The sequence below is a fragment of the Stenotrophomonas sp. Steno-Z1 genome, from assembly GCF_056393175.1.
The window spans coordinates 1-16,896 of the sequence record NZ_JBWJPB010000013.1 but is presented as its reverse complement, the minus strand read 5'-3'; the positions used below and the strand labels follow the sequence as shown (position 1 = coordinate 16,896).

At 65.8% G+C, this 16,896-nt stretch carries 17 protein-coding genes and 2 pseudogenes; 7 read left to right on the top strand and 12 right to left on the bottom strand.

Going from position 1 to position 16,896, the window contains the following annotated elements:
• Positions 1-10 precede the first annotated feature (10 nt).
• Both AC06FD_RS20020 and AC06FD_RS20015 read right to left on the bottom strand, forming a co-directional pair.
• Positions 11-586 (bottom strand): TlpA family protein disulfide reductase, encoded by a 576-nt coding sequence (locus AC06FD_RS20020; RefSeq protein ID WP_478078705.1) that lies wholly within the window; start codon positions 584-586, stop codon positions 11-13.
• Positions 583-1,857: a YihY family inner membrane protein gene (locus tag AC06FD_RS20015; RefSeq protein WP_394164638.1), complete on the bottom strand. Its 1,275-nt coding sequence runs from the start codon at positions 1,855-1,857 to the stop codon at positions 583-585. The genes AC06FD_RS20020 and AC06FD_RS20015 overlap by 4 nt, the downstream gene beginning before the upstream one ends.
• Before the next feature lie 87 nt (positions 1,858-1,944).
• Between AC06FD_RS20015 and wrbA the strand changes: the two genes are divergently transcribed.
• The 3 genes from wrbA (at position 1,945) to AC06FD_RS20000 (ending at position 3,456) form a co-directional block, all read left to right on the top strand.
• Positions 1,945-2,535, top strand: a complete 591-nt coding sequence (gene wrbA, locus AC06FD_RS20010; RefSeq protein WP_259209022.1) for an NAD(P)H:quinone oxidoreductase — start codon at positions 1,945-1,947, stop codon at positions 2,533-2,535.
• Positions 2,532-2,867: a DUF2069 domain-containing protein gene (locus tag AC06FD_RS20005; RefSeq protein ID WP_259209024.1), complete on the top strand. Its 336-nt coding sequence runs from the start codon at positions 2,532-2,534 to the stop codon at positions 2,865-2,867. Before wrbA ends, AC06FD_RS20005 begins: the two co-directional genes overlap by 4 nt.
• 103 nt (positions 2,868-2,970) lie before the next feature.
• The gene (locus AC06FD_RS20000) at positions 2,971-3,456 is read left to right on the top strand and encodes an asparaginase domain-containing protein (RefSeq protein WP_259209029.1); all 486 of its coding nucleotides are present in this window, start codon (positions 2,971-2,973) and stop codon (positions 3,454-3,456) included.
• Between the two features lie 541 nt (positions 3,457-3,997).
• On the opposite strand, the gene AC06FD_RS19995 is transcribed toward AC06FD_RS20000, so the two are convergent.
• The 3 genes from AC06FD_RS19995 to sufT all read right to left on the bottom strand — a co-directional run bounded on the left by AC06FD_RS19995 (position 3,998) and on the right by sufT (position 7,910).
• The gene (locus AC06FD_RS19995) at positions 3,998-5,743 is read right to left on the bottom strand and encodes a S8 family peptidase (protein WP_259209031.1); all 1,746 of its coding nucleotides are present in this window, start codon (positions 5,741-5,743) and stop codon (positions 3,998-4,000) included.
• A gap of 456 nt (positions 5,744-6,199) precedes the next feature.
• Complete coding sequence (locus tag AC06FD_RS19990) at positions 6,200-7,297, bottom strand: branched-chain amino acid aminotransferase (RefSeq protein WP_259209032.1); 1,098 nt, start codon at positions 7,295-7,297, stop codon at positions 6,200-6,202.
• Positions 7,298-7,358: 61 nt separating this feature from the next.
• Positions 7,359-7,910 carry a putative Fe-S cluster assembly protein SufT gene (gene sufT / locus AC06FD_RS19985; RefSeq protein WP_259209034.1) on the bottom strand — a complete coding sequence of 184 codons (552 nt, stop codon included), beginning with the start codon at positions 7,908-7,910 and terminating at the stop codon, positions 7,359-7,361.
• Between the two features lie 118 nt (positions 7,911-8,028).
• Between sufT and AC06FD_RS19980 the strand changes: the two genes are divergently transcribed.
• Positions 8,029-8,448, top strand: a complete 420-nt coding sequence (locus AC06FD_RS19980) for a hypothetical protein (RefSeq protein WP_259209035.1) — start codon at positions 8,029-8,031, stop codon at positions 8,446-8,448.
• A gap of 158 nt (positions 8,449-8,606) precedes the next feature.
• Here the strand turns inward: AC06FD_RS19980 and AC06FD_RS19975 are convergent, their stop codons facing one another.
• Both AC06FD_RS19975 and AC06FD_RS19970 read right to left on the bottom strand, forming a co-directional pair.
• Positions 8,607-10,061, bottom strand: a complete 1,455-nt coding sequence (locus tag AC06FD_RS19975; protein ID WP_394164635.1) for an NAD(P)(+) transhydrogenase (Re/Si-specific) subunit beta — start codon at positions 10,059-10,061, stop codon at positions 8,607-8,609.
• Positions 10,058-10,366, bottom strand: a complete 309-nt coding sequence (locus AC06FD_RS19970) for an NAD(P) transhydrogenase subunit alpha part 2 (protein WP_478078704.1) — start codon at positions 10,364-10,366, stop codon at positions 10,058-10,060. The genes AC06FD_RS19975 and AC06FD_RS19970 overlap by 4 nt, the downstream gene beginning before the upstream one ends.
• A gap of 146 nt (positions 10,367-10,512) precedes the next feature.
• On the opposite strand from AC06FD_RS19970, the gene AC06FD_RS19965 reads away from it, so the two are divergent.
• Genes AC06FD_RS19965 through AC06FD_RS19955 form a run of 3 tightly spaced genes read left to right on the top strand, consistent with a single transcriptional unit; the run spans position 10,513 to position 11,818 of the window.
• Positions 10,513-11,058: an RNA polymerase sigma factor gene (locus AC06FD_RS19965; protein WP_478078703.1), complete on the top strand. Its 546-nt coding sequence runs from the start codon at positions 10,513-10,515 to the stop codon at positions 11,056-11,058.
• The gene (locus AC06FD_RS19960; protein WP_394164632.1) at positions 11,055-11,390 is read left to right on the top strand and encodes a hypothetical protein; all 336 of its coding nucleotides are present in this window, start codon (positions 11,055-11,057) and stop codon (positions 11,388-11,390) included. Before AC06FD_RS19965 ends, AC06FD_RS19960 begins: the two co-directional genes overlap by 4 nt.
• A gap of 2 nt (positions 11,391-11,392) precedes the next feature.
• Positions 11,393-11,818, top strand: coding sequence for a DUF3106 domain-containing protein (locus tag AC06FD_RS19955; RefSeq protein ID WP_478078702.1), 426 nt, complete (start codon positions 11,393-11,395; stop codon positions 11,816-11,818).
• 99 nt (positions 11,819-11,917) lie between these two features.
• Here AC06FD_RS19955 and AC06FD_RS19950 read toward each other — a convergent pair whose 3' ends face one another.
• The 5 genes and pseudogenes from AC06FD_RS19950 to AC06FD_RS19930 form a co-directional block, all read right to left on the bottom strand.
• Positions 11,918-13,003 carry an NAD(P) transhydrogenase subunit alpha gene (locus tag AC06FD_RS19950; RefSeq protein ID WP_449335355.1) on the bottom strand — a complete coding sequence of 362 codons (1,086 nt, stop codon included), beginning with the start codon at positions 13,001-13,003 and terminating at the stop codon, positions 11,918-11,920.
• A 509-nt stretch (positions 13,004-13,512) separates the two neighbouring features.
• Positions 13,513-14,218 (bottom strand): annotated as a pseudogene (locus tag AC06FD_RS19945) (RHS repeat-associated core domain-containing protein); the annotation flags it as partial.
• Positions 14,219-15,131: 913 nt separating this feature from the next.
• Positions 15,132-15,811: pseudogene (locus AC06FD_RS19940) on the bottom strand (RHS repeat-associated core domain-containing protein); the annotation flags it as partial.
• Positions 15,812-15,827: 16 nt separating this feature from the next.
• Entirely contained in the window at positions 15,828-16,259 is a 432-nt protein-coding gene (locus AC06FD_RS19935; RefSeq protein WP_478078701.1) for a hypothetical protein, read from the bottom strand.
• A 44-nt stretch (positions 16,260-16,303) separates the two neighbouring features.
• Positions 16,304-16,896, bottom strand: a 593-nt coding sequence (locus AC06FD_RS19930; RefSeq protein WP_478078700.1) for an RHS repeat-associated core domain-containing protein, incomplete at its 5' end; no start/stop codon positions are given.

Genomic DNA, 16,896 nt, shown 5'->3' with positions numbered 1-16,896 from the left:
CGGGGCGGCGTCAGCCGCCCTGCGCGATCCGGGTTTCGATGTCGTGCGCGGTGACCGGGCCGAGGAATTCCTTGGCGACCTTGCCGTCCGGTGCGATCAGGTAGGTCAGCGGCAGGCCGCGCGGGATGGCGAAGTCCTCCGGCGGGTTGTAAGTGTCCACGATCACGATCGGATAGGTCACCGGGCGCTTGTCGAGGAAGGCCTTCATCTCGGCCGGTTCGATGTCCTCGTAGGCCAGGCCGACCACCTCGATCTCGCTGCGCATCGCATGCAGGGCCGACAATTCCGGCATTTCCTTGCGGCACGGCGCGCACCAGGTCGCCCAGAAGTTGACCACCACCCACTTGCCGCGATGCGCGGCCAGGTCGTAGGTGCTGCCATCCAGCGCCGGCAGCGTCAGGGTCGGGCTTTCGACGGTCTTGCGGTCGGTCGGTGCGGCGTCAGCCGCCGCCGGGGCCTGGGGCGCGGCGACGACTGCCGGGGCCGCGGCAGGTGCCGGCGCAGCCGCCTGGGGAGGAGTGGCGGGCTTGTTGCAGGCGGCCAGGGCCAGCAGGCCCACGGCCAGCAGCAGCGGCTTGGCGGTCATGGTGTGTCTCCGGGAAGGGTGTAGATGTCGCTGACGCGACGCTTGAGCAGTTCGCGCAGCGGTAGCCGCAGGGCGTCCAGCGCCAGCACCGAGGCTTGGCCGAGGCTGTCGTCGCGGTACGGCAGGTAGGCCTCGCGGATCGGGATGCGCATCTGCGTGGTTTCGTAGAGGTCGGCCAGGGTGAGCTTGTCCAGGTCGCGCGCCAGCAGCCACTCGCCGCGTTCGTCGCGGCGTACCACGCGGATCGCTTCGAGGTCGCAGAGCATGGTCTGCAGCAGCGAGTCGGTCAGCATCGGCTCCAGCCGCAGGATCTCGTCATCGTCCAGACTGCGCCCGTCGCGGCGCGCCTGCTGGAAACGCCCGATCAGGCGCAGCAGGCCGTAGATCTCGTAGCCGGTGGGCAGGCGCAGATCGGCCGGCTGGTAGCGGAAGGCGGCGATCGAGGACGCCAGCGAGGCCCCCAGCAACACCGAAACCCAGCACAGGTAGATCCACAGCAGCAGGATCGGCACGAAGGCGACCGTGCCGTACAGCTTCTGGTAGGACTGGAAGCTGCCCAGGTAGGCGCCCATGCCCCACTTCACCAGTTCCAGCATGACCGCGGCCAGGATCGCGCCGGGAATGGCATGGCGCCACTTCACCACGTGGTGCGGCACCACCCGGTAGACCAGCATGATGCACACGAACTCGATCAGGAACGGCGCCACGGTCAGCGCGAAATTGGCCAGCCAGCGGCCTTCGCTGGTGCCGAACAGCGGCAGCGCGAACACCCGCGCCGATACGGCCAGCGAGGCGGCCGCCAGCATGGCGCCCAGGGTCAGTACGGTCCAGTAAACCAGGAAGCGGGTCAGCGTGGGCCGCGCCGAACTGACCCGCCAGATCTGGTTGAAGGTCTGCTCCACGCTGTTGAGGGTGATCAGCAGCGAGACCACCAGCGCGATGAAACCGGCGGCGGTGAGCTGGCCGGCGCTGGCCGAGAACTGCCGCAGGTAGCCCTCTGCTGCGCGCGCGGCATTGGGCACGAAGTTGGAGAACACGTAGTCGCTGAGCTGGTCGCTCCAGCGGTCGAACACCGGGAAGGCCGACAGCACGCCGAACACCACGATGGCCAGCGGCACCAGCGCGAACACGGTGGTGTAGGCCAGCGAGGCGGCCGCCTGGAACAGGCGGTCGTCGAGGAAGCGCCGCCACAGGAAGCGACCGAAGCTGGCGGCACGGGCGCGGTCGCGCACGCGCTCCATCCAGAGATTGACGGTGTCGAGGGGTTCCATCGGCGCAAGGGTACCTGAAGAGGGGTGTGCGGGACCGCATCGCATCGCCATACTGGCCACTGGTCCCGATGATGAGATGAAGGCGCGATGGCGGAAATCCTGGTGCTGTACTACAGCCGTGGCGGATCGGTGGCCCGGCTGGCCCGCCAGATCGCGCGCGGCATCGGCGAGGTGCCGGGCATGAGCGCGCGCTTGCGTACGGTGCCGCCGGTGGCGGCGGTGACGCAGACTGCCCGCCCGCCCGTGCCCGAGGATGGCGCCCCCTACGTGGAGATCGGCGATCTTGCCGAATGCGACGGGCTGATCCTCGGCAGCCCGACCCGCTTCGGCAACATGGCCGCGCCGGTCAAGCATTTCCTGGACGGGCTGGGCGCCGAATGGGTCAATGGCACCCTGGCCGGCAAGCCCGCGGCGGTCTTCACCTCCACCGCATCGCTGCACGGGGGGCAGGAATCGACCCTGCTGTCGATGCAGGTGCCGCTGCTGCACCACGGCTGCCTGATCGTGGGCATTCCCTTCACCGAGCCGGCCCTGAGCCACACCACCACCGGGGGCACGCCGTACGGCGCCAGCCATGTGGCCGGTGCCGACGACAACCCGGTGCCGAGCGAGGACGAGGCGATCCTGGCGCGCGCATTGGGCCGGCGTGTGGCCGACATCGCGCGGCGGCTGGCATGAAGGGTCGCGCCCAGGATGCGGCGCTGGCCCTGCTGCTGATCGCGCTGGCCGCGGTGTATGCGCTGTGGTTCGCCCACGACAGGCACTGGCTGGCCACGCAACTGGTGTTCACGCTGCCGCCGCTGCTGCTTGCCCTGGGCGTGTGGCTGCGGCGCGGCAAGGCGGCCTTCTGGGCCGGGGTGCTGGCGCTGTTCTGGTTCAGCCACGGGGTGATGAGTGCCTGGAGCCACCCGGAAACCGCCGGCTGGGCCTGGGCCGAGCTGCTGTTGGCCCTGGCGGTGATCGGGGTGGCGAGCACGCCGGGCCTGCGCCGCCGCTTCGGCAAGCGCTGAGCCGACGCGTCGCTACGGCTGCGGGGCGGCGCCGGCGGTCGTATCATCTGCATCCCGGCGCGGGTTGCCCGCGCGGTTCTGACCGCTATCCAGGATGCCCGCAATGGAAGAACTACTGATCATCACCACCGGTGGCACGATCGACAAGATCTACTTCGACGACAAGTCGGACTACCAGATCGGCGATCCGCAGATCGGGATGATCCTGCGCGAGCTGGGCGTGACCTTCCGTTTCAACGTCATCCCGATCCTGCGCAAGGACTCGCTGCACATCACCGACGACGACCGCGAACTGATCCGCGCGACCATCGCCGCGCAGCCCACCCGCCACGTACTCGTCACCCACGGCACCGACTCGATGGTGCAGACCGGGCAGGTACTGAAGTCGATCGCCGACAAAACGATCGTGATGACCGGCGCACTGAGCCCGGCGCGTTTCCGCGGCTCGGACGCGGAGTTCAACATCGGCTGCGCGATCGGCGCGGTGCAGTCGCTGGCAAGCGGTGTGTACATCGCCATGAACGGCCGCATCTGGAATCCCGAACACGTGCGCAAGAACGTGGCCGCCAACCGGTTTGAAGAAGCCTGATCGGCTGCGGCTTCTAAAAGCCGCACGCCTCGAGCGTCCTGGGCTGGGCGGGGGTGTGTGAGAGTGCGGGACACGCCGTAAATCCGTCCGTGGAGGCTCGCGTGCGCCCTCCATGGCGCACGACGGTCCCGCACCCTCACACACCCCCACCCTCGACAGTTGGCTGGTAGCCGTGGAAGCAATGCGGGAAAACAACGCCGGCGCCGCCGCTTTCCGCTTTCCGCTTTCCGCTTTCCGCTTCCCGCTTCCCGCTTCCCGCTTCCCGCTTCCGCTCTTTCACTGCGCACCAGCACCCTGTCAAAGGGTGGGTACGGGGGGGTTGGCGGGACCGTCATGCGCCATGGATGGCGCATGCGAGCCTACACGGACGTACTTGCGGCGTGTCCCGCCAACCCACCCGTACCCGCCCAAGCCAGACCAGGCACGAACTCGCGGCCGTTGATCCTGCTTCGGCTTCGGCTTTTAGCTTCTAAAAAAACCAATCCCCAAAAAAAACGCCCCGGCCGAAACCGGGGCGTGCCCATTGGAGAGGGATCTGGGCTCAGTACTGCGCGGTCAGGGTGACCCCGGAGAAGGTCGAATAGCCCTTCACCCGCACGTACCAGGTACCGGCCGCCGGTGAAGTGATCGTGCAGGTCTCGTTGTTGCCGCTCAGGTACGGGCGGCAGTTGTAGGCGCTGTCGGTCGGGGCACTGCCCGAGCGCAGGTACAGATCGGCATCACCGCTGCCGCCGGCGATGCTCACCTTCAGCTGCGAACTGCCCGACGGCACCGTGACCGTGTAGGACAGCGACGCCCCGCTGGCCGCGCCCAGCCCGGTGACCGGCACGTTGTTCTGCAGCACGGTGCCCGTGCCCGGGTTCGGGTTGGTCCCGCCCAGCGCCGCCGTGACCGCCGCATCCGCGTCCACGATGCCCGCACCGCAACCGCCGCTGCATGCGCCCGGCAAGGCCCGTGCGGTGTTCTTGAGCAGCGTTTCCACCGCCGCCGGGGTCAGCGCGGTCGGTGCCACCGACTGCACCAGCGCGACCACGCCGGCCACGTGCGGCGCCGCCATCGAGGTGCCGTTGTAGGACGCGTAGGACGCCGTGCCCGGCACCGTGGTGCCGCTGTTGAGGGTGGACAGGATCGCCTGGCCCGGCGCCGAGATATCGATGCCCGCGCCGTAGTTGGAGAAGCTGGCGCGCGCGCCGGCCGAGGTGGTCGCGGCGACCGCGATCACGTTGGCGCAGTTGGCCGGCACCGACGTGGACACATTGGCGTTGCTGTTGCCGGCGGCCACCACCACGGTGGTGCCACGCGAGACCGCGCCGTTGATCGCATTCTGGTACGTGGTCGAGCAGGTGCCAGTGCCGCCGAGCGACATGTTGATCACTTCGGCCGGGTTTGCATTGGCCGGCACGCCGCTGACGGTGCCGCCGGAGGCCCACACGATCGCATCGGCGATATCGGAGGTGTAGCCGCCGCACTTGCCGAGCACGCGCACCGGCACGACCTTGGCATTGAAGGCGGTACCGGCCACGCCGGTGCTGTTGTTGGTTACCGCCGCGATGGTGCCGGCCACGTGGGTACCGTGCCAGCTCGAGTTGGAGGCCGGGATGCCCGAACCGCACTCGTTGGCGGCGTACCAGTCGCCTTCATCGTTGGGGTTGTTGTCGCGGCCGCCGCCGTCGCGCGCCATCGCCGCGTCACTGATGAAATCGTAGCCGGGCAGGATGTTGGCGTTCAGATCGGGGTGGTTGGTGATGCCGGTATCGATCACCGCCAGGACCACGCCGGTACCGGTCGCCTTGTCCCAGGCCGGACGCACATTGATCGAGGCATTGCTGGTGCCGAAACCCCACTGCTCGGACAACCGCGTGTCGTTGGGCACCAGCGTGGCGTGCATCAGCTGATCTACTTCAACGTATTCCACGTTCGGGTCGGCGGCCAGGCGACGCATCAGCAGCTCCGCTTCGGCGGCATCCAGCGGACGGTCCGCCTTGACCACGGTCGGGCCGATGGCCAGTTGGCGCAGCTTCTGCAGGCCCAGCGCGCGACCCTGCGCAGCCGGCACCGCCGCCGCAGCAGCCTTCAGCGAGCTGGCCAACGCGGTCGGCGTGGCGACCAGACTGGCGCCGTCCTTGTACTTGACGATGAAGCGCTCGTGCGTCGGGGCCGACGACAGGCCGCTCAGCTGCACATCGCCGGCAAACGCCGGGGCGGCCAACAGCAGGGTCGAGAGTACGGACGCGCCCAGTACAACCAATGCACGTTGACGCAAACGGGGTTGCGAATCATGAGACATCGGATTTCCCTTTCAGACAGTGGATGCCGCGAACGCGGCTGAATGTCCAGTCCCGATCCGGGGGCTGTTGATGGCGATGGCGCGGATCGGAGCCGGTGGGTGGATCGGTTCCCCTGAAATCAACCGACCCTGCCGACGCTAGTGGCTTGATGCGCGATCAACAATGTTTCAGCCGCACTTCAGCGACATGAAATGTCGGATCTGAGACTTCTCGTGTCGAAGGTTTGTGAAAGTGAAGGAACTTCGCGTTTCCGAACCGGTCAACACGCGTCATCCGAAGTCTTTTTCGGCTGTCTTTGCCGTCAATTCCCGGACAGCCCTTGCGCGTCGGGGCCTTCACGGTGTTGCCACCGCTGGACATCACCACCGTCAGACCGCCGGGCATGAAAAAACCCGCCTGTCGCCAGGCGGGTTTCTGCGTTTCTGCGTTACTGCGGCGCGGAGGCGCGGAAGCGCTTACGCGTCCAGGCGCACCAACCAGCCATGCCGGTCCGGCAGGCGGCCGTACTGGATGTCGGTCAGTTCCTTGCGCAGCGACATCGTTACCTCGCCGGCCGGCGCATTGAGGTCGCCCACCGAGAACCCCTCGCCCTTGAGCTGGCCGATCGGGGTGACCACCGCGGCGGTACCGCAGGCGAACACTTCGGCGATGTCGCCGGAGGCCACGCCCTGCTTCCACTCATCGATGGTGACCTTCCGCTCTTCGACCTTCATGCCCCGGTCGCGGGCCAGCTGCAGGATGCTCTCGCGGGTGATGCCCTCCAGGATGCTGCCCGACAGCGCCGGGGTCACCAGGGTGCCGTCCTTGTAGACCAGGAACACATTCATGCCGCCCAGTTCTTCCAGGTACTTGCCCTCGACCGGGTCCAGGAACAGCACCTGCGAGCAGCCCTGTGCCTGCGCCTTCTGCTGCGGCAGCAGCGAGGCGGCGTAGTTGCCACCGCACTTGGCCGCGCCGGTGCCGCCCTTGGCCGCACGCGCGTACTCGGTGGACAGCCAGATCGACACCGGGGCCACGCCCTTGGCGAAGTACGGGCCCGCCGGGCTGGCGATCACGTAGTAGCCGGCCTTGTGCGCGCCGCGCACGCCGAGGAAGGCTTCATCGCCGATCATGAACGGACGGAAGTACAGGCTGGATTCGTCGGCCGACGGCACCCAGCTGGCGTCCACGGCGATCAACTGCTTGAGCGATTCGACGAAGATGTCCACCGGCAGCTCCGGCAGCGCCAGGCGCTGCGCCGAACGCTGCAGGCGACGGCCGTTGGCGTCCGGGCGGAAGGTCCAGATCGAGCCGTCGGCATGGCGATAGGCCTTGATGCCTTCGAAGATTTCCTGGCCGTAATGCAGCACCGCGGCGGCCGGGTCCAGCTGCAGCGGGCCGTACGGGCGCACAGTCGCGTTGTGCCAGCCGGTGTCCTTGTCCCAGCGCACTTCCACCATGTGGTCGGTGAAGTGCAGCCCAAAGCCCGGCGCGGCCAGGATGCGCTCGCGCTCCTCGCTGCTGCGCGGCGTGGCGGAACGGGTGGTGTTGAAGCTCACGGAAGACTGGGACACCGGATATTTCCTGTTCTGGTTACGGGGAACGCTGGCCGCGGCGGCGTGCCGCAGCCGGCCATTACAGCATGCCGGTCTCGAGCCGGGCCGCTTCGGACATCATGTGCTGGTTCCACGGCGGGTCGAACACCAGCTCGACGTCGGCCTCGGCCACCGTCGGGATCATTTCCAGCTTGCTGCGCACGTCGTCGACCAGGATTTCGCCCATGCCGCAGCCGGGTGCGGTCAGGGTCATCTTCACGTCGATCTCGCGCTGGCCCGCATCCAGGTGCTTGATCTCCACCTCGTAGACCAGGCCCAGCTCGACCACGTTGACCGGGATCTCGGGATCGAAACAGGTGCGCAACTGCTGCCACACCAGCTTTTCGACTTCTTCATCGGAGGCGTTGTCGGGCAGTTCCAGCGCCGGCGGCGGTTCCTTGCCGATGGCGTCGCCGTCCTTGCCGGCGATGCGGAACAGATTGCCTTCGACGAACACGGTATAGCTCCCACCCAGGGCCTGGGTGATGTAGCCATAGCTGCCGGCGGGCAGCGTGACCGTTTCGCCCTGCGGGACCATGACGGCCTCGCAGTCGCGTTCGAAGTGGACGGGTTCACTGCTACGGGAGTACATGTGGATCGATATGGGGGTCGCGGCCAATTCCCGCAAGGCGACCATTTTAGCCCAGTGGCCGCCAACGCGCCGGTCACCGCGCAAGTCGGTATCCTGTGGCCTCTCACAGGAAGATTGCATGACGCCCACCTCCGTGCCTGCCCGCGGCCATCACTGGCTCTGGCCCCCGATGTTGCTGATTGGCGTTGCCACGGCCACCCTGGCTTGGGTGTTCATTGCCCTCCTCAGTGGCCGCCAGACCGGCTGGATGGCGGTCCTGGCGGCCCTGGAGATCGTGTTCATGCTGCGCCTGAGCCGCTTCCCTGCCGGCTCGGCGCGGGTTGCGGTGACCCTGGTCGGCACCCTGCTGGTGGTGGTGGCGGCCAACTGGGGCATCGCGTCGGCCTACGTCGGCGGCTCGATGGGCTTGGCGCCGTGGGATTCAGCGTTGCGGATGGGCCCGTTCATGGCCTGGACCCTGTTCGGGCTGGCCAACGGGGTCGCCGAGGCGCTGTGGGTGCTGGTGGCCCTGGTCGTGGGCGGGTGGCTGGCGCGGTAACGCTTGCGCGTTGGCGCTCCCCATCCTTCGGTGTGCCGCGCAAAGGGATACCCCCGCGGCCTCGCCCCTCCAGCCCCCCCCGCACCTTCGGCGTCGCCCCCTGACCCAGGGGGCGACGCGTCGGAGACGTCGTCGGTAGTGCCCGTCCTGCGGCGACCTCAATGACCGCCGTCGAGCGCCTTCAGTTCACTGACCAGCGCGCTGGCCGCGCCGGCACCATCGCCGTACAGCATGCGCGCGTTATCGGCGTAGAACAGCGCATTCTCGATGCCGGCAAAACCGGTGCCCTTGCCGCGCTTGATCACCACCACGTTGCGGGCGTTGACCACGTCCAGGATCGGCATGCCGTAGATCGGGCTGGCCGGGTCGGTGCGTGCGACCGGGTTGACCACGTCGTTGGCGCCGATCACCAGCACCACGTCGGTGTTGGGGAACTCCGGGTTGATGTCGTCCATGTCGGCGATCAGGTCGTAGGGCACGCCAGCCTCGGCCAGCAGCACGTTCATGTGCCCGGGCATGCGCCCGGCGACCGGGTGGATGGCGAACTTCACCTTGATGCCGCGGTCGAGCAGGCGCTGGGCCAGTTCCCACACCTTGTGCTGGGCCTGGGCCACCGCCATGCCGTAGCCGGGCACGATGACCACGCGCTCGGCGAAGGCCAGCATCGCGGCCACGTCGCTGGCCTCGATCGGCTTCTGCGCGCCGCTGATTTCCTGCGCCACGCCGCCGCCGCCGAAGTTGGAGAACAGCACGCCGCTGATCGGCCGGTTCATCGCCTTGGCCATCAACCGGGTCAGCAGGATGCCGGCCGCGCCGACCATCATGCCGGCGATGATCAAGGCCTCGTTGCCCAGCACGTAGCCTTCGAAGGCCACCGCCAGGCCGGTGAACGCGTTGTACAGCGAGATCACCACCGGCATGTCGGCGCCGCCGATCGGCAGCGTCATCAGCACGCCCAGCGCCAGCGCCACCACGAAGAAGCTGATGATCGCCACCGGGCTCAGGGTGACCGCCGCCCAGACCCCCAGCACCACCATCGCCAGTGCGACCAGCAGATTGAATGCCTGTTGCCCCGGGAAGGTGACGCGGCGGTCCAGGCGACCATCCAGCTTGGCCCAGGCGATGATCGAGCCGGACAGCGAGACCGCGCCGATCGCCGAGCCGATCACCGCCAAGGCCAACACGGTGGCCGACGGCTGGCGTGCGGCCAGGTCGGCCAGCGCCTGTTCGCTCCAATGGGTGGTATCGCGGTTGGCCAGGAACGAGAAGCGCAGCAGCTCGACCGCACCGATCGCCGCCGCCGAGCCGCCGCCCATGCCGTTGTACAGGGCCACCATCTGCGGCATGTCGGTGATCGCCACGCGCTTGGCCGACCACCACGCCACGCCGGTGCCGATCGCCACCGCCGCCAGGATCAGCGGGATGTTGTGCAGTTCGGGCAGGAAGAACGTGGCCACCGTGGCGATCAGCATGCCCAGCCCGGCCCAGCGGATGCCGCTGCGCGCGGTCATCGGCGAGGCCATGCGCTGCAGGCCGAGCAGGAACAGGGTGGCGGCCACCAGGTAGCTCACCTGCACCAGCCACTGCAGCAGTTGCGCGGTGCTCACGTTCAAGGCGACTTCTCCCCGGCGTCGCGCTTGGCGCTGGGCTTGAACATGTCCAGCATGCGCTCGGTCACCACGTAGCCGCCGGCCGCGTTGCCCGCGCCGAGCACCACGGCGATGAAGCCGATGATCTTCTCCAGCGGGGTCTGCGCGTGCCCCAGCACTACCATCGCCCCGATCAGCACGATGCCGTGGATGAAGTTGGAGCCGGACATTAGGGGGGTATGCAGGATCACCGGCACCCGTGAAATGATCACGTGGCCGGCGATCGCAGCCAGCATGAAGATGTACAACGCCACGAACCCGTCGCTCATTGCAGTCACTCTCCCAGGCGGTGATCCCGTCCCCCCATCATAACCATGCGCTGAACCGTTCTGCAGGCCGGTCAACCGATCGGCCGCCGGGGCGTTCTCACCGTATCCCCCTGCGCGAGCGCTACCCTGTGCTGGTGAGCCCTACCTTGCAGACACTGCCCGACCAGGCCGACGCCGCGTTGCCGGTGTCGCTGAACGCGTTCCTGGCCGGGATCGGCCCGCGCGCCTTCCGCTTCGCCGAGGCCGGCCTGCGCCAACGCGACGATGCGCTGGACGCGGTGCAGGACGCCATGCTGCGCATGCTGTCCTACCAGGACAAGCCGGCCGCCGAGTGGGCGCCGTTGTTCTGGAGCATCCTGCGCCGGCGCGTGGTCGACCTGCAGCGCCGACGCGGCTTCCGCCTGCGCTTCTGGCGCAGCAGCGACGAGGAAGGCGGCGACCATGACATCGACTGGGCCGATTCCGCGCCCGGCCCGGCGCAAGCGCACGAGCAGCGCGAGCAGTACGCGCAACTGGTACAGGCGCTGCGCGAACTGCCGGCGCGCCAGCGCGAAGCTTTCACCCTGCGGGTACTGCAGCAGCTGGACGGCGCCACCACCGCCAAGGCCATGGGCTGCAGCGAGGGCGCGGTCAAAACCCATCTTTCGCGCGCCCGACAAGCGCTGCAGCAGCACCTGGAGATCGAACTGTGAGCCGCCCCGTCACCCCGCCCATCCACGATGACACCGCCCTGCGCGCGCTGCATGCACAGGCCCTGCAGCAGCTCTCACCGGCGACGCTGGCCCGCCTGCGCAGCGCACGCAGCGCTGCCGCGCCGCGACATACGCGGGCGCACGGCTGGTGGATGGCCACCGCCTGCTCGGCCGTGGCCGCCCTGGCCCTGGGCTACAGTTTCACCGTCAACCCGCCGACCACGCCGGCTGCGCCCACGGCCGCCGCCACGGTGGATGACAGCAGCGACGTGCTGGACGAGAATCCCGACCTGTACGTGTGGCTGGGCACGACCGACCTGGCAATGGAGTGAACATGACACCGCGACTGATCCTGGCGCTGGTCCTGCTGTCGGCAAGCGCGGCCGGCTGGGCACAGAGTGCGCCCCTGCCCGACTGGGAGCGCCTCACCCCGCAGCAGCGCGAGGCGCTGATCGCGCCCGTGCGCGACCGCTGGAACGATGCTCCGCCCCCGCAGCGCGAGCGCATGCTCCAGCACGGCCAGCGCTGGCAGAGCATGACCCCCGAACAGCGCGAGCTGGCCCGGCGCGGTCGGCACCGCTTCGAGAACATGAGCCCGGAACAGCGCGAACAGGCCCGTGCGCTGTTCTCGCAGATGCGCGGGCTGACCCCGGCCCAGCGCGACGAGCTGCGCGAGCGCTGGTCGAAGATGACGCCCGACCAGCGCCAGGACTGGCTCAAGGCCAATCCGGCCAAGGAGACCCCGCCGCCGAAGCGCTGACGGGGTTGGCGGGGCCGCGTCACCACGCGTGTGGTGGCAGAGACCCGGTAATGCCAGCAGCAACCCGGTAGCGCCACGCCATGCGTGGCTGCTTCTCCCTCAACCGCCGGCCACCCAGCGGGTCCTGGCCAGCAGTTCGTCGTCCCAGTCGAAACCGATCGCCCCGTCCTTCAGGAACAGCGCGACGAAGTTGTACAGGTTGCGCGCGTACATCTCGCTGGCGTGCACCGCGCCCAGGCTGGCCAGGTCCAGCGGCCCGTCGATGGTGACGCCGTTGACGTCCACCACCTCCCCCGGCCGGGTCGCCTCGCAGTTGCCGCCGGTCTCGGCGGCCAGGTCGACGATCACGCTGCCCGGCTTCATGCCCTGCACCATCGCCGTGGTGACGATCTTCGGCGCCGGCCGCCCGGGCACCGCCGCGGTGCAGATCACCACATCGACCAGGCGCAGGTGCTCGCCGAGCCGACGCTGCTGCTCGGCGCGTTCTTCCTCGGTCAGCGGCCGCGCATAGCCGCCCTCGCCGACCGCGCTCACGCCCAGGTCGAGGAACTTGCCGCCCAGCGATTCGATCTGCTCGCGGGTCTCCGGCCGCACGTCGAAGCCCTCCACCTGCGCGCCCAGCCGACGTGCGGTGGCGATGGCCTGCAGGCCGGCCACACCGGCCCCGACCACCAGCACCCGCGACGGCCGAATGGTGCCGGCAGCCGTGGTCAGCATCGGGAAGAAGCGCGGGGCGCGCTGCGCGGCGATCAGCGTGGCCTTGTAACCGGCCATGCCGGCCTGCGAACTCAGCACGTCCATCGACTGGGCGCGGGTGGTGCGCGGAAGGCGTTCCAGCGGGAAGGCCTGCAGCCCGCGTGACTGGATCAACCCGGCGCGTTCGGCATCGGCCTGCGGGTGCAGCATGCCCACCAGGCTGGCGCCGGATTTGAGCTGGGCCAACCGCGCATTGTCCGGCGGTTGCACGCACAGCACGATGTCGGCCAGGGCCAGACGTGCGTCGTCGGCCAACTGCGCGCCGACGTCCAGATACGCTTGATCAGGAAACCCGGCGGCCTGTCCGGCGGCGGGCTCGAACCATACCGTCGCGCCCAAGGCGGACAGCTTGCGCGCCGTTTCCGGCGTCATCGCCACGCGTCGCTCGCCCGGCGCGCGTTCCCGTACCACCAGCACATCGACAGCCATGGCATGTCCCCGACGATCAGCAGAGTGTGGGGGGATCGTACCTTACGCCCCCGGGTACGGGCCAAGGTCGACGGCTGTGCTATCCGAGCACTGCACGCTGGGCCAGGATGCAGCGGTGCGCGCCGCATCGCCGCATGTGGCACCAGGCGGTGTCTGCCTCGACGCTCTGATGGAACCGCCAGGCGATCTTCCGCACGGCCTGACATCGGCCACTTGGCGGGATTCATTCTTCGTGGATGACGACATAGGCTCATTGCAGATCGACGCCCTTGCTCGACTACACATGCCCGTACGTCGGGTTGCGTAATCAAGCCCCCACTATCCAGAGTCACCCGCCCTCGCAGTTCGTGGCACTGTCGACCAACCGGGACACACGAATCTTCATGGATTCGTCTGTTCTCCCGGTGGCGCACGCAGATAGAACCAGCTATGGCATGACACACACGCTTGATCGATTAATGGCCATCCTGTTTCCCTTTCTTGATCTGCATCCAAACGCATCCAGGAATGTCCAGCCAGATGGCCTCCTGCAGCGACTGCCCTGTCGCACCATAGTTGCCGATCCACTGCGCCGCGTCGTCATACACCGTGACTTGCGGGTCACCCGAGACAGGCGCGCGCCACACACGCTCCCTGCAATTGTTGCAGGTGTAGTTCTCGACAACCGCCCCTGGCTGCTTCACCGCGCTCATGCGGTTGGCGTCGCTGTAGCGGGTGTAGATGGGAGTGACTGCCGCTGTGATCAGCGCGGTGCGATTGCCGGTGGCGTCGTAGGCATACGCCGCGATCGCCACGACGGTGGCGCCGTCCTTGGTCTGGGTCAGTCGACCCAGCGTGTCGTAGCCGTGCTTGGCCAGGACACCGATGCCTGCGCCGTTCTTCAGTTCGGTGATCGAACCGACCGGGTCGTAGCCGTAGCTCAGCGAGAGTCCGCCCGCCGCCGGGTCATGCACGGCCTGCGGGCGGTAGTCGAGGTCGAGCGGGCGCTGTAGCTGGCGGCCGTTGCCATAGGTCCAGCCGGTGACGGGTCCGAACTCAGCGTGCGTCATCTGGCTCACAACAACCTGGCGGCCTTGGCCGGGGCGGGTCAGTCCGATCTGGCTGATGCGCCCTTGGAGATCGCGGACGTGATCGGCGACGCTGCCCTGGTTATATCAGCGCAGCCAGTCGCCTCACCTGGATGTAGACATAACGCCGAACATTGCCCTCCCCCGAGCCCAAAATCGAGCAGCAGGCGTGGGCCCAGGGTCAATGGCAACGAAAAATCTATGCCAGCTAATTCTCCCACAAAGCCGACTGCGTAACGAGCCACGCTCCCGACTGCCGCCTCAAGAAAGCATCTCCACTTTTGCCGGTGGGCGGAAACCCAAGCTCAACGAAAGCTGCATCCCCATCTACATACAGCTTTCCTATATATATAAACGCAGAATTACGATCAAATTTTGAGGATGAACGGGCAAACTTGAAACGAACAGACTGCTGCTCGCAAATTTCCATGCCTTGCGGCATTGAGTCCCAGAGAACAACAATGCTTGAAGAGTTAAAATGATCAGACGCGTAGTTATTAAACTCCCTGTTTAATGACACAGCCTGCATCACAGCAACCGCATCGGAATCGCACCTTTTAAGAGAAGCCTGACTAGGCACTCGCGAGCATCCAGCCAATGATACTACTAAACATGCCCACGCCATAAAAACAGAGAATTCAAGGCTGGCGCGGGATCCCTGCTCCATAGACGAATTTTTCATACCCCCAACCCTCCCCACCAGAATATCTGTTCTTGTTCCAAAAATTCTCAGTAAAATGCACCAGCTCATGCTCAAGCGTACGATTTATATTATCCAATAAATCCTGACTTCTATCGCCAGCTTCAAATCTATCGAAGTGACTTTCAAGGATGAAAATTTCACCCTGCCCAGGCGTATAGCTACCATGATCATGAGGCAGGTACTTAGGTGTCACCACCGGCCCACCGCACTCCTCAAGAAGCTGATCCAAATGTTGCCGACCAATTTTACCAAAGCACTCAAACCTCAAGTACTTCCTCGGAGTCATCCGATCTTTAAGGCCATTCAGATAGGCAACAGTATTCGGATATTTTGAATTAACCCACGGATGATATCTGAATAGACCTGCTGCATCCACGTAAGAGACTGGCGCTCCACCTACATATGAATAGGCATTTATTCCTCCATTCAACCCCAGCGGATCACCCTGCGAATACCGCCCCACCGTCGGATCGTAATCGCGCTGGCAGTTATAAAACATCCCACTAGCGTCCGTCGCCTGCTGGCCGGGGAAGCGCAGCGCCAACTCGAAGCCAACCCCGTCCCCATCCGCATCCGCGTTCGGCACCTGGTTACCAAACACCTCGCTCTTGCTGCTCCACTCCCAGATCGCCACATCACGAACGGGATCGACCGCCACCCGCGGGGTGGCCGGGTGGTCCGGCTGCACGTAGGCCACTTCCGGCACGCCAGCACTCGGTGCATTGATCAACGCAACCGGATAGTTGTCCAGCCAGATGGCGCGCTGCAGCGGCTGAAACGCCTTGCCGCCAATGCTGATGGTGTTGCCTGCCGCGTCGTGATCGTGCGCCTCGCCATCGACGGCGAGCAGGCGGCGGCTGGCCATCGGATAGGTGTAGCTGGCGGTGCCCGCCGTTGTGGTCAGCGCGGTGCGATTGCCGGTGGCGTCGTGGCATACGTCTCGATCGCCACGTCGGTGGCGCCGTCCTTGGTCTGGGTCAATCGACCCAGTGTGTCGTAGGCGTACGTGACCGATGCACTGGTGCCTGTGCCATTCTTGCCACCCTATCCGGAGTCACCCACCCTCGCATTGCGTCGCTTGATCAGGATAGGCCTGCTTACACCAACGCACCCATTCACGTACATTCTCCTGCCGCTGAACAGAAGTCGCACCATTGGATACAGACTCAAATCTCTGTCCAGTCATCTGATTTAAAAGCGCCGAAAGAGCGTCGTGAACCGTTTCTGGCTTGTAATGGCGAAACGCCTCAAAGGACTGCTGCGACTTGTTGGTGAATGTGATGCTCCTTGAGGCGACAGGTCGCATATCACTAAGATGAGAAACGATGTATGGAATTGCCGGCTCGCCCAGAGACTCGAGCTCTTCCATCGCGTTCATCTGGGAGCGCGAAGATTTCGTAGTACTGTCGACCAACCGGGAAACGTTAATCTTGACGGATTCACCTGTCCTCGCGGTTGCGCAAGCAGATAGAACCAACAATGCCATGACACACAAGCTTGATCGATTAATGGCCATCCCATTTCCTTTTATCATCTGCATCCGAACGCATCCAGGATCGCCTGCCTGTCCGCAGGCGTAATTACTCCCTTATGCTCCGCCATGATTGTTCCCTCCCAGCCTACATGAGGAGTTGTCACTCCCCGCACGATCTCGTCATAACGATCTTCGAGCCTCATTAGGTGCCCGCCCTCATGCTCCGCTACCCAAGGATCTTCATCTGCGTACCAAGTCCCATTATTTCCTTTGACGAAAGAGCGACCCTTGCCAGTTGGAACAGTAATTTTTGAAGCGCGCCACCCTCCTAGACTAGTTGTGACGCTGAATCCCGGAGCCGACCAATTGGTTTCGATCGAGGACCTCATCGCGCTGACCACCTCAGGAGTAGCGCCCTCACCAACAAAATTAAAATTAATGTTGATGTTGGCCTTTCCGTTGCCAAGACACTCGCATTTCGCGCGCAATCCAAGTGGATCAAGCAGACCTGTTGGTCGCGCTTCAACATAGTTGTACGTTGAGGAACCGCCCGCCAGCCCAATCGGATCACTCTGCGCGTATCGCCCCACCGCCGGATCATAATCCCGTTGGTAGTTGTAGAACATCCCACTAGCGTCCGTCGCCTGCC

Bases quoted from the DNA above. Each gene is read 5' to 3' on its own strand.
- AC06FD_RS20020 (WP_478078705.1), bottom strand. From the start codon at position 586: ATGACCGCCAAGCCGCTGCTGCTGGCCGTGGGCCTGCTGGCCCTGGCC.
- AC06FD_RS20015 (WP_394164638.1), bottom strand. From the start codon at position 1,857: ATGGAACCCCTCGACACCGTCAATCTCTGGATGGAGCGCGTGCGCGAC.
- wrbA (WP_259209022.1), top strand. From the start codon at position 1,945: ATGGCGGAAATCCTGGTGCTGTACTACAGCCGTGGCGGATCGGTGGCC.
- AC06FD_RS20005 (WP_259209024.1), top strand. From the start codon at position 2,532: ATGAAGGGTCGCGCCCAGGATGCGGCGCTGGCCCTGCTGCTGATCGCG.
- AC06FD_RS20000 (WP_259209029.1), top strand. From the start codon at position 2,971: ATGGAAGAACTACTGATCATCACCACCGGTGGCACGATCGACAAGATC.
- AC06FD_RS19995 (WP_259209031.1), bottom strand. From the start codon at position 5,743: ATGTCTCATGATTCGCAACCCCGTTTGCGTCAACGTGCATTGGTTGTA.
- sufT (WP_259209034.1), bottom strand. From the start codon at position 7,910: ATGTACTCCCGTAGCAGTGAACCCGTCCACTTCGAACGCGACTGCGAG.
- AC06FD_RS19980 (WP_259209035.1), top strand. From the start codon at position 8,029: ATGACGCCCACCTCCGTGCCTGCCCGCGGCCATCACTGGCTCTGGCCC.
- AC06FD_RS19970 (WP_478078704.1), bottom strand. From the start codon at position 10,366: ATGAGCGACGGGTTCGTGGCGTTGTACATCTTCATGCTGGCTGCGATC.
- AC06FD_RS19955 (WP_478078702.1), top strand. From the start codon at position 11,393: ATGACACCGCGACTGATCCTGGCGCTGGTCCTGCTGTCGGCAAGCGCG.
- AC06FD_RS19950 (WP_449335355.1), bottom strand. From the start codon at position 13,003: ATGGCTGTCGATGTGCTGGTGGTACGGGAACGCGCGCCGGGCGAGCGA.
- AC06FD_RS19935 (WP_478078701.1), bottom strand. From the start codon at position 16,259: ATGGCATTGTTGGTTCTATCTGCTTGCGCAACCGCGAGGACAGGTGAA.